This is a genomic window from Streptomyces sp. 184 (assembly GCF_045781775.1).
Lineage (GTDB): Bacteria > Actinomycetota > Actinomycetes > Streptomycetales > Streptomycetaceae > Streptomyces.
The window spans coordinates 1,264,965-1,277,127 of the sequence record NZ_CP123230.1; the positions used below are offsets into that span (position 1 = coordinate 1,264,965).

The window sequence follows — 12,163 nt, forward strand, 5'->3', positions numbered from 1 at the left end:
CCGCCGCCGCTGGTATACGTCATACGTTTGGGAGCGCTCCCGCCGGAGCGTAGCGCTCCTCCTCCGAGGTGTAAACGATGCGCCGGCCCCGAGACGCGGCCGGGCGGGGCGGGCTGAGCCGGGGAACGCTGCCCGCCCGCACCCCTGCCGGATCACGTCGCCGGATCCGGCGATTCGGCAGGGGACCGCGTTGCCGTGGACGTTCCCTATTTCCGGGTGGCGAGGAGATACCACATCTTCAGCCGGAGGTGTCCTTCTTCGCCGCGCCGCCAATGAATTCCGCGTTCCGGACCGGCCCCGGACCCGCCGCGTGACGTCAGCGCGGAACCCACGGAACCAAGCGTCTCGGGCGTGAACGACGTGTCGTAGTAGACCCATTCGATACCGTCGATACGCCAATGCCACGCCGAATGCCGCACGCAACTCGTCCCGGGTGATTCCCGAATCCAGGGGGTAGCTCTCCGGGAGGTCGTCTGCGAAAGACAGAAGGTGCAGGCGTGCGCCTGGATTGCTCACACGGTGGACCGCCGCGGCGTACGCGGAGCGGGCGTTCCTCGGTAGCGCGTGGTAGAGGGCGCTGCTGAGGACGGTGTCATAGCCGCCGTCGAGGTCGTCCAGGCGGGTGGCGTCCGCGACGCGGAATTCGAGGTGCGCGCCGGGCGGAAGCGCGGTGCGCGGCCTGGGCGATGGCGGTGGGGGAGCGGACGACGGCTGTGACCTGGTGTCCCGTCCCGCGCCGGGTCTTCGGCGTAGAGGTCGGGCCCGTCGGCCGACGGTGGTGCGACCAGGCGCTCCCGGAGTGCGCTGTCGAGACCGGGTCCGCCGGCCGGCGGTGAGTCGGGCGGACGAACTTTCACGCTTATTTCCTCCGCGTTTCGTTTCTTCGCCGGGCCACCCTAGGCGACGGTGCAGGGCAACGGCAGCCCGCGGCAGGGCAGTTCACTCTTCTGGGGAGCTTGACGAGGGGCAACAAGCAGGCGGCGCCGCCCTTTCGGGCGATCTACCGGCCGGACGGCGATTGCGTGGGATATCCGGGCTATCCTGATCACCTGAGGAGCTTGGTCCCGTCTGCCGTGCCTTCTTTTCCGGAACACCGGTTCTTGAAGTCTCGGGACGGTATATCGACCCGACCCCGGAGCCCGCCATCAAATTGCTGCTCGTCGACAACTACGACTCCTACACCTATAACCTCTTTCAGCTCATCGCCGTCGAATTGGGAATCGAGCCGGAGGTCATCTCCAACGACGATCCCGCCTGGGCGACCCTCGACCTCGACCGCTACGACGCCGTGGTGCTCTCGCCCGGCCCCGGACGTCCCGGCCGGGACGCCGACTTCGGCCAGTGCAGGGCGGCGCTCCGGCACGGCCGGATTCCCGTGCTGGGCGTGTGCCTCGGGCACCAGGGCATCGGGGAGGCGGCGGGGGCGCGCGTCGTGTCCGCGCCGCAGCCGCGGCACGGTCACCTCACCACCCTCACCCACACCGGGGACGACCTCTTCCGCGACATCCCGCGGACGTTCACCGCGGTGCGCTACCACTCGCTGTGCCTGGCCGAGCCCCTGCCGGACGGGCTGCTGCCCCTCGCCCGTGCCGAGGACGGTGTGGTCATGGCCGTCCGGCACGCCACCCGCCCGTGGTGGGGCGTGCAGTTCCATCCGGAGTCGGTCTCCTCCGAGTACGGAGCGCTGCTGATCCGGAACTTCCAGCGCCTCTGCCGGCGACGCCCCCACTCCACCGCGAACGGGCACCGCCCGATCCCCGCCGCCCGGCCGGCGGCCCCCGTCCTGCCCGCACCCGCGTTGCGCGTGCGGCACGTCAGCGTGGGCCGTGAAGTCGACGCCGAGGCCGTCTTCGACAGGCTCTTCCGGGACAGCGACCCGGCCTTCTGGCTGGACAGCGCGCGCGTGGAGGGGAACAACTCCCGCTTCTCCTTCCTCGGCAACGCCGAGGGTCCGCTGGGAGAGGTCATCGACTACCGGGCCGGCCAGGGTTCCGTCGAGATCCGCGGCGGGCGGCAGGGCCGGACCGCGTACGCCGGTTCCCTCTTCGACGTCCTCGAATCCCGGCTCCGCGCCACGACGGTGACCGCCGGTCACGACCTGCCGTTCGACTTCACCGGCGGATACGTGGGCTACCTCGGCTACGAGGTCAGGCAGGACTGCGGTTCCCCGCACGCTCACCGCGGCACCGCCCCGGACGCCCAGTGGCTCTTCTGCGACCGCTTCGTGGCCGTCGACCACCAGGAGGGCCGTACCTACGCGGTGGCGCTGTGCCCCGCCGACAAGCAGGCGGAGGCGGACGAATGGCTCCGGACGGTCGCCCGGATCCTCGCCGAACTGCCCGGCCCCCGACCTCGCGCCGCGGTACCTCTGCCGCGTACCGAACCGCGGGGCGGCCGTTTGGTACCGGGGCTTCCGCCCGGGGCGTTCGCCCGCCCGGAAGCCGCCTACCTCCGGGACATCGCCGAGTGCCAACGGCTGCTGCGCGAGGGGGAGAGCTACGAGCTGTGTCTGACGAACACCGCCACTCTGCCCGCACCCCGCGACCCCGCCGCCTTCTACCGGCGCCTGCGCACCCTCAACCCCGCGCCCTACGCCGCGCTGCTGCGCTTCGGGGAGACCTGGGTGCTCAGCTCCTCTCCCGAGCGCTTCCTGAAGGTCGACCGGCACCGGATGGCGGAGAGCAGGCCGATCAAGGGCACCGCGCCGCGAAGCGACGACCCGGTCCTGGACGAGAAGCTCCGCCGGGCCTTACAGACGGACGCGAAGACACGGGCAGAGAACCTGATGATCGTCGACCTCCTCCGCAACGATCTGGGCCGGGTCTGCGCCGTCGGATCGGTCGAGGTCCCCGCGTTCCTGGCGACCGCGAGCTACGCCACCGTGCACCAACTCGTCTCCACGATCCGCGGCAGGCTCCGTCCGGACGTGACCGCGGTGGCCGCCGTACGCGCGTGCTTCCCCGGCGGTTCGATGACCGGCGCTCCGAAACAGCGGTCCATGGAGATCCTCGACCGGCTGGAGGGACAGCCCCGCGGCATCTACTCCGGCGCCCTCGGCTACTTCTCCACCACGGGAGCCACCGACCTCAGCATCGTCATCCGCACCGCGGTGGTGCGTGACGACGCCCTGACGGTGGGGGCGGGCGGCGCGATCGTGCTCGACTCCGATCCCGCCGACGAGTACGCCGAGATGCTGCTCAAGGCCGCGGCGACCCTCCAGGCGCTCCCCGACCCGCAGGAGGTGCGGTACAGCGGCTCACGCGGGTCGGCGGGCCCCGCCTACAGTTCCTCTCCCACATCGGCCAGGTAACTCTTCCGCAGCATGTCGAGCACGGGGTGTCCGGTCGGCAGCTCGGTGTCCCCGACGGCCGAGATGGACCGGACCCCCACGGCGGCGTTGGTGGCGAAGGCGGCCTCGGCCCGACGGACGTCCCGGAGCGTGATCCGGGTCGTGACCTGGTCGGGGCCGCCGCCTTGCAGCAGGGACATGGTGACGCCCGGCAGCACCGCCGCGTCGGGCCACCACACGCGGTCGTCGCGGATGAAGCCGACGTTCCAGGTGGGGCCCTCGGAGACCACGCCGTCGCCGTCGTGCAGGAGGGCGTCGCCGGCGCCGGCGAGCTGGGCCTGCCGGCGGACGTGCAGCGCGCCGAAGAGGCCGACGTGCTTCACCGCGGGGAAGTCCCTGACGTACCGCACGGGTGCGACGCGGATCGGCGCCACCGGCAGGGCCGGGGCCTTGCGGCCGGTCACGGCGATGGCGGGGTGGCCGTTGTCGGCGGGGCGGCCCACGTCCAGGTGCGGGTCGAAGACGGTGACACGCGCGATCCAGGAGCCCGGCCGGCCGTCTGCCGCCTCCCGTACGCGTTCCAGGACGCGCCCCCGGTCCAGGGGCATGCCGAAGACGGTCGCGCAGTCGCGTACCAGTCGGTCGAGATGCAGCCCCAGCCCGCGGACGAAGCCGTTGTCGACCCGCATCGAGGTGAAGTGGCCGTACCCGAGCAGCGCGAGCTTCTGGAGACCTGCGTCATCCACGTGACTTTCCTTCCAAGGCGTGGACCGGGCTGGCCGGGCGGTCACACGTGCGGGGGCGGGGCGTCCATCCGGTCGAGTTCCGCCGTGAGGGCGGGGCCGATACGGGCCAGTGCGTCCGGTTTGGTCATCGTCAGGTGCGTCGCGGGAACCGGCAGGGTTCTGATCCGCCCCCGTACATGATCGCTCCACGACCCGGGAGAGAACGCGACGGCTTCGCGGGCGGCCGTGAACAGCAGCAGATCGCCGTCGACGACCCCGGGCGTGTGCGCGGAGGTCACCTCGTACAGATGGCGCAACGTGACCAGGGCGGCGTCCAGCCGGTGCGTGTCCGCACCGGCCAGCGGATGGTCCAGCCTGCGCAGGACGGCCGCGAAGTCGGCGGGGCCGGGGTCGGCGGGCAGGGCGTCCGCGTACGGGCCGTAGGTCTCGATGACGAGGTCGCGCACCGACTTGCCCGACCAGGCGCCGGGTGCTTCCCGCGGGGGGTACGTGTCCAGCACGGCGAGGAGGCCGGTCCGCTGTCCCTGCCGGGCCAGCTCCTCGGCGGCGGCGTGTGCGAGGAGACCTCCGGTCGACCAGCCGAGCAGGCGGTACGGACCCTCCGGCTGCACCGTGCGCAGGTGCCGGACGTATCCGGCCGCCATCTCCGCCAGCGTGGCGGCCTGTTGCTCGGGCCGGGTCAGGGTCTGCGCCTGGAGGGCGTAGAGCGGCACGTCGGCGGGGACGTGGCGGAGCAGTCCGCCGAAGGACCAGCCGATCCCGATGCCGGGGTGGATGCACCACAGCGGCGGCCGGCCGCCCGCCGCCCGCAGCGGCAGGACCACGTCGAACGCGTCCGAGCCGGCCGAGCCGAGGTGGGCCACCAGCCGCGCCGGAGTGGGGGCGTCGAAGAGCGCCCGCATCCCGAGCGGAACCCCCAGCAGCTCCCGGACCCGGCCGATCAGCCGGGCGGCGAGCAGGGAGTGACCGCCCAGGAGGAAGAAGTCGTCGTCGGCACCCACGGCCGGCACCCCCAGCACCTCGGCGAACAGCCCGCAGAGGATGCCCTCGTGCGCCGTACGGGGGCGCCTGCCCACCTCTCCCGCCACGGCGGCCGGCGCGGGCAGCGCGGCCCGGTCGAGCTTGCCGTTCGGTGTCAGCGGCAGCTCCGGCAACTCCACGTAGGCCGACGGCACCATGTGGGCGGGGAGGCACCGGCCGAGGTGGGCGCGCAGCCGTCCCGGATCCGTCGCGGTCCCGGGGGCGGGCACGGTGTACGCGACCAGCCGCTCGGCACCCGAGCCCGCCGCCCGCACGGTCACCACCGCCTGGGACACGGTGCCGTGGGCGGTCAGGGCGGATTCGATCTCGCCCGGTTCGATGCGGTGGCCGCGTACCTTCACCTGCCGGTCCGCGCGGCCGAGGTACTCCAGTTGTCCGTCGTCCCGCCAGCGGGCGAGATCCCCGGTGCGGTACATGCGTGTCCCGGCCGGGCCGAAGGGGTCGGCCACGAACCGCTGGGCGGTCAGGTCCGGCCTGTTCAGGTAGCCGCGCGCCAGACCGGCGCCGGCCGCGTACAGCTCACCGGCCGCCCCCGGTGGTACGGGCCGCAGCCCGGCGTCCAGCACGTACACGCGCGCCCCGGCGATCGGCCTGCCCAGGACGGGGGTCTCGGCCGCGTCGAGCGGCGCCCGTACGGCGTCCACGGTGCACTCGGTCGGCCCGTACAGGTTGAACGCCGTCACGCCTTCCAGGGCCCGCAGTTCGCGCCACAGCCCCTCCGGCACCGCCTCCGTGCCGACCACGACCACGCCCGGCCGCCGGCGCTCGTCCGCGAAGAGCCCGCGGTCGACCAGCACCCGCATGTACGAGGAGGTGACATCGACGAAGTCGATGCGGTGCTCCGCCAGCCAGGCCACGCAGCGGTCCGCGTCCGCCCAGACCTCCGGGTCGGTCACGTGCAGTTCGTGACCGGACAGGAGAGCGGCGAGCTGGCTCCACGAGGCGTCGAAGCTCGGCGAGGTCCCCAGCGCCACCCGCAGCCGCCGCCCGCCGGCCCGCGCGGCCCCCGGCGCGAAGACCTCGTCCCGGTACTGCGTGACCACGTTGGCCACGGCGGCCTGCCGCGCCACGACTCCCTTGGGAGCCCCGGTGGTTCCCGAGGTGTACATCACGTAGGCCGCCTGGTCCGGCGCCGGCTCCCGGTGCGGATCGGTGTCCGGCAGGGCCGCCGGTTCCGCGGCCGTCAGCTCCCCGGCCGCGCCCGACGTGTCGAGCAGCAGACGCGGTACGCCGGGACCGACGGCGCCCGCGGTGGCGGCGACCGCCAGCAGGAGCGCCGGCCGGGCGTCGTCGACCATGGCGCCGAGCCGGGCGGCGGGGTGGGTCACGTCCAGCGGCAGGTAGGCGGCTCCGGCCTTGAGCACGGCGATGATCGCGACGATCAGCTCCGCCGACCGCGGCAGGGCCAGGGCGACCACGTCCTCGGGCCCGATGCCCCGGCTGATCAGCGCGTGCGCGAGCCGGTTGGTCCGCGTCTCCAGCTCCGCGTACGTCAGCCGCTCGTCACCGGCCACCACGGCGACCTCGCCGGGACCGGAGCGGACGGCAGCCCGGAAGAGTCCGGGGAGCGTCGCGGTCGTGGCGCTGCCGGTCGCGTTCCACTCCTCCAGGACGCGTCGGTGCTCGGCCGCGCCCAGCAGCGGGGCGCTTCCGAGGGTGTCCCGGGGGGAGACGTCGGCGAGCCAGTCGAGGACGCGCAGGAAGCGCCGGGCGCTGTCGCGGAGTTCCCCGGCGGTGTACAGCTCCTCGCCCGCGTCGAAGGTGAGTTCCGCGCTGCCGTCGAAGGCGCGGTCGTAGAGGGTGACGGCCAGGTCGTGGCACGGGCCGAAGGAGACGAGGTGCGCGCGGGTCACGCAGGCGCCGAACGCGACCGAGCCGAAGGACTGGACGTTGACGGAGAGCGAGACGAGGCCGCCGGCGTCGCCCACGCGCCGCAGGTCGCGCACGATGTCCTCGTACCGGTAGCGCCGGTGCCGCAGCGCCTCCCGGATGCTTGCGGCGGTCTGCTCCAGCAGTTCGCCCACCGGCATGCCGGGGCGCGGGCGGAGGCGCAGCGGAAGGACGTTCGCCGCCGTACCGGGCGCGCGGCGCTCCCTGCCCCGCTCGCGGTTGAGCACCGGCAGCCCGACGAGGACGTCCTGTGCGCCGGTGACACGGTGCAGCAGGACGGCCGCCGCGGCGACGAGAAGGGTGGAGAACCTGGTGTCCAGGCGTTCCGCCGCCGCCTTCAGGGCCGCGAGATCCGCCGGACGCAGGCCGTGGGTGTGCCTGAGGGGTGGTGCCTGCGCCCCCGGGGACGCCGTCCGGCCGCTCAGCGCGACCGGACGTGGCACGTCGTGGAGGGTGTCGAGCCAGAACCGGCGGTCCTCCTCGCGTTCGGGTGCCGCCCGGTAGGCGGCGTCGGCGTCGAAGAGGACGGAGACCGGTTCCAGCGGAGGGCCGTCGACGGCGCCGCCGTGCGACAACCGCGTATAGACGTGTGCGGCCCGCTCCGCGAGGAGGAAGGAACCGAACGCGTCCAGCAGCAGGTGGTGGAAGGCGTTGAACCACAGGAACCGGTCCGGCCCGAGGGTGAACAGCGCCTGGTCGAAGAGCGGCCCCGTCGCCAGGTCGAGGGGGCGTCGCAGCTCGGTACGCATCCACGCCTCGGCGGCGCCGCGCGGATCGGGTTCCGCGCTGACGTCGATGCGCCGCAGCGGCCAGTCGTCGGAGACCGCCAGGTGCTGGTGTGCGGTGCCGTCGCCGGTCGTGGTGATGCGCAGATGCAGGGTCTGGGCCTCACCGACGGCCCGGCGCAGAGCCGTCTCGAAGAGGTCCGTGTCCAGCGGGCCGAGGATCTCCAGGTACTCCCCGGTGTAGTAGGCCGCCTCGCCCTCCGCCCTGATCTGCTCGGCGTGCCAGATGCCTCGCTGACCGGCCGTCAGCTCGTACGAGATGGTTCCAGACATGCTTGTCAGCTCTTTCGGCCTCGAAGGTCGCTCTGCCCGGGCGTCGCACTCGGCTCGCCCGCGGGGCGGCGCGGCGTCAGTTGAGGAGGACCGCGGAAGGGTGCGGCACGAGGAAGTCCGCGACGCTGCGCAACTTCTCGCAGGTCTCCTCGTACTCCCGGGCCGGGTCCGACTTCTCCACGATCCCGGCGCCGGCCCGCAGCCAGGTGCGCCCGCCCTGCTGGTAGATGCTGCGCAGGACGAGGGCGGCGTCGAGGCTGCCGTCCGCGCCCGCGGTCAGCACCGCGCCCGCGTAGGGCCCGCGGTGTACGGGTTCGTGCCGGCGGATCTCCGAGTACGCGGCGTGCTTGGGGATACCGGATGCGGTGATGCCGGGGAACAGCGCGGCGAACGCGTCCCACGCGGTGCGCCCGGCCGCCAGGTCACCGGCGACCCGGGAGCCGAGGTGCTGCACGCTTCCGCGCTGCTTGACGGACATGAAGTCGCTGACCCGGACGCTCTGCGGGTCGCACACCTGCTGAAGCTCCTCGAAGGACGCCCTGACCGAGATCGCGTGCTCGTAGATCTCCTTGGCGTCGCGCAGCAGGTCCGTCCGCAGGCGGTCGTTGACCTCCGGTACGTCCGAGCGCGCCCGCGTCCCCGCCAGCGGCTGGGTGGTCGCCCTGCCGTCGGCGGAGACCTCGGCGACCGTCTCGGGACTGAACCCCGCACCCCGTAAATGCCCGAGGTCGAAGAGGAAGGACCGTACCGGCGTGTTGTGGCGCCGCCCGACGGCGTACGTGCCGGCCAGGTCGACGTCGAAGTCGACGGGCAGGACGCGGGAGAGGATGACCTTTTGCAGGTGGCCCGCCTTGATGTGCTCCACCACTTCGCGTACGGACTTCTGGTACGCGGCGGCGTCCTGTCCCGCGGCGTCCACGCGCCGGTGGAGCGCCGGCTCCGCCGTGCCGAAGGGGGCGCCGCCGTCCGCGGCGGCCCGGCCGCCGTCGGGGTCGAGCAGCCACTCCGACACCTTCTCCCGCTCGCCGGAGTCCAGCGCGCGGCCCCGCGCGCGTCCCTCCCGGAAGAAGACCTCGACCCGGGGCACCACGAGGTGCAGCAGCGGATCGGCGGTCGGCGGTACGGGCAGTCCGGCGCGTGCGTGGAGGAACTCGAAGGCGGCCCAGCCGTAGACACGCCAGTCGGCCACGGGGAGCGTGTCGAGCAGGGTGGCCACCGGCCGCAGGTCGCGGCCGTCCCAGGGCAGCGAGGTCTCCGTACCCTGCCAGCGGAGCCGGACGCGCGCGTGGTTGACGATCACCTCGCCGGCGATTCCCCCGGCCACCGCGTACACACCGTCTTTCTCGTACAGCACGTAGCGGTCGAAGAGTTTCGACCTGACCAGTCCCACGGAGGCCGACAGCGGGTCCGCTGAAAGCTCGGCACTGAATTCCTGGTAGCGAGACCTCGCAGCCAAGTTGAACTCTCTTTCCTTTTCTGCGTTCTGATTCGTCGGGAATGTGCGCGGCGTGATGTGTTCGGGCAACTTATGCGTGATCGGCGGCAGTGAAGAGAGTGCGCACCTTGTTCTTGTCCGGCTTTCCGATGGGAGTCAGCGGAATGTCGGGAAGGACGCGCAGGCGCTCCGGCATCTTGAAGCGGGCGATGCCCTTTCCGGTGAGGAACTTCTGCACGTCGCCCAGGTCGAGCGTGGCCCCGGACCGCAGCACCACCCCCAGCCCGAGGCGTTCTCCGGTGGCGGGGTCCGGCAGCGACACGGCGACCGCCGCGCGGACGGCGGGGATGAGACAGGTCAGGTCCTCGATCTCGGCGGCCGAGATCTTCTCCCCGTTCCGGTTGATCAGGTCCTTGGTACGCCCCTCGACCACCAGGTTTCCGGTCGGGTCCAGGCGCACGATGTCACCGGTCCGGTACCAGCCCTCGGCCGTGAAGCTGCGGGCGGCGTGCGCGCCCCCGCGGAAGTAGCCGCGCGGCGTGTAGGGCCCCCGGGTCAGCAGTTCGCCCCGTACGGCGGGCCTGCCCTCGGCATCGACGATGCGGATCTCGTCGGCCGGGCTGATGGGCCGCCCCTGGGTGCGGCGGACGACCTCGGGCGGGTCGTCCAGCCGGGTGCAGTTCAGCAGGCCCTCCGCCATGCCGAAGACCTGCTGGACGACGCCCCCGAAAGCCGCCTCCAGCCCGGTGACCACCGACTCCGGGCACCGCGCTCCGCCGACCTGGATCAGCGGCAGGGCGACGGCGGGACGTCCGGGTGCCGCGGCGTGGTCGAGCCACCGCTGGGCGAGCGAGGGCACCAGCGCCGTGGCGGTCACCCCGTGCCGCTCGACGGCCGCGAAGGCCGCCTCGGGCGCCGCCGAGGACAGCATGACCACCTTGCCGCCGCAGGCCAGCGCGCCGAGCACGCCCGGGCAGCCGAGGGCGAAGTTGTGCGCGGCCGGCAGGACCGCGAGGTACACGGTACGTTCGTCGAACCCGCACAGCTCGGCCATGCGGCGGACGTTGTACTCGTAGTCGTCGTGGGTGCGGCCGATCAGCTTCGGCGCGCCGCCGCTCGTCCCCCCGGACAGCAGGACGAGGGCCAGGTCGCCGGGGGCCGGAGACGTGGCACCGGGCGCCGGGTCGGGCGCCGGATCCGCGTCCGTGTCGCCGGGGCCCGTCAGTGCGGCGCGGAGGGACACCGACGCCGGCTTCGCCGCCTCGCCCACGACGAGTACGCGCCCGTCCCGCCCGCTCGACGCGACGACCCGGTGCGCCAGTGCCTCGTGGTCGTACCCGCGGCCGGTCCCGCCCACCACCAGCGCGGCGGCCTCCGCGCTCCGCAGCAGGTGGAGCAGTTCGTGCTCGCGGTACTGCGGCAGGGCCATGACCGGGGCGACGCCCACGCGGAAGCACCCCAGCAGAAGGGGCACGAACTCCCAGCAGTTGGGGAGTTGCAGCACGACGTTGTCCCCGTCGCGCAGCCCCAGCCGCGCCAGCCGCGCCGCGACCCTCCGGACCGCTTCGGCCAGTTCGTCGTACGTGAGTGAGATGTCGCCGTCGACCAGGGCGACTCGGTCGCCGAAATGCCGTGCCCACTGGAACGGCATTTCACCGAGCAGGAGATGGCGCCAATATCCCTGGCGTTCGTACTCGGCTGCGACTGCGTCCGGCCAAGGAACCTGTCCCAAGCGACGCATTTCCCCCCACTAACGCTGTCATCACGAATATCCGGGCTGCGGACACACGTTAGCGACCGGACCCGGCCGTAAGCGCGCCGCTGCGGATCTCTCACTCAATCGTGGCATCTCGGGCAGAGATGGGGTTTGGTCCCACAGACTCCCGTGCGGCCCGGGCCGGGCGGGGCTCCGCGGTGGGGAGGACGGGTTCGTGGCGGTGTGCGGGAAGTGCGGGGTGCGGAAGCGGCGTTGGCCCCGCCCGTGCCCCGGGTGCCGGGCCGGGGAGGGCCGGGCGGACGTGGCCGCGGGCGCGGCCGACGTGGGCGTGGGCCGGGGGCTTCTCGGGTGGATCGGCCGCGGGGTCACGGGAGTCGTGCGGCTGGTGGCCCGCGCGTTCAACTGACCGGGACCGGCGGCAGCTCGTCTGCTGCGTCGGCCCCGGACCCCAAATGCGAACCCAGCATGCGTATTTGCTAGCGTGGCGGCGTGCGGTTGACGAAGTTCACTGACGCCGGCCTGCGGGCCGTGATGTACCTGGCGGTCGCCGACGAAGGCGCGTCCCCGGCCACCCGGGAGGTCGCGGAGGCCATGGGGATCAGCTACAGCCATATGGCGAAGGTGATCAGCCGCCTCCAGCATCTCGACGTCGTCGAGGCCCGGCGCGGGCGCAGCGGCGGCCTCGGCCTCACCCCGCTGGGGCGGCACGCCTCGGTCGGGTGGCTGGTTCGTGCGCTGGAGGGAGTGGGGGAGATCGTCTCCTGCGAGGGGGACGCGCCCTGTCCGCTGCGGGCGGCCTGCCGGTTGCGGCGGGCGCTGCGTGACGCGCAGGAGGCTTTCCACGCCTCCCTCGACCCCCTCACCGTCGCCGAACTGGTCGCGTCTCCCACCGGTCCGGTCCTCGTCGGCCTGACCGGGTCCCGTCCGGGCTGATCGACTCCGCCCCCGCGCCGGGGGTTCGCACGGTCCAAAATTGGTATGTGAAAA

6 protein-coding genes are annotated in these 12,163 nt (G+C 72.8%); 2 read left to right on the forward strand and 4 right to left on the reverse strand.

Annotated elements, in window-relative coordinates; translation table 11 throughout:
* Nucleotides 1–1,150: 1,150 nt before the first annotated feature.
* Nucleotides 1,151–3,310: an aminodeoxychorismate synthase component I gene (pabB, locus tag QBL21_RS05605; protein WP_407560865.1), complete on the forward strand. Its 2,160-nt coding sequence runs from the start codon at nt 1,151–1,153 to the stop codon at nt 3,308–3,310.
* Here pabB and QBL21_RS05610 read toward each other — a convergent pair.
* The 4 genes from QBL21_RS05610 to QBL21_RS05625 form a co-directional block, all read right to left on the reverse strand.
* A complete protein-coding gene (locus QBL21_RS05610; RefSeq protein ID WP_407560866.1) occupies nt 3,280–4,035 on the reverse strand; it encodes an aminotransferase class IV in 756 nt (251 codons plus the stop codon). The genes pabB and QBL21_RS05610 overlap by 31 nt on opposite strands.
* Before the next feature lie 41 nt (nt 4,036–4,076).
* Entirely contained in the window at nt 4,077–8,024 is a 3,948-nt protein-coding gene (locus QBL21_RS05615; protein WP_407560867.1) for an amino acid adenylation domain-containing protein, read from the reverse strand.
* A 76-nt stretch (nt 8,025–8,100) separates the two neighbouring features.
* Entirely contained in the window at nt 8,101–9,480 is a 1,380-nt protein-coding gene (locus QBL21_RS05620; RefSeq protein WP_407560868.1) for a salicylate synthase, read from the reverse strand.
* A 70-nt stretch (nt 9,481–9,550) separates the two neighbouring features.
* Nucleotides 9,551–11,110, reverse strand: a complete 1,560-nt coding sequence (locus tag QBL21_RS05625) for a (2,3-dihydroxybenzoyl)adenylate synthase (protein ID WP_407560869.1) — start codon at nt 11,108–11,110, stop codon at nt 9,551–9,553.
* Nucleotides 11,111–11,665: 555 nt separating this feature from the next.
* Here QBL21_RS05625 and QBL21_RS05630 point away from each other — a divergent pair.
* Nucleotides 11,666–12,109: an RrF2 family transcriptional regulator gene (locus QBL21_RS05630; RefSeq protein WP_407560870.1), complete on the forward strand. Its 444-nt coding sequence runs from the start codon at nt 11,666–11,668 to the stop codon at nt 12,107–12,109.
* Nucleotides 12,110–12,163 lie beyond the last annotated feature (54 nt).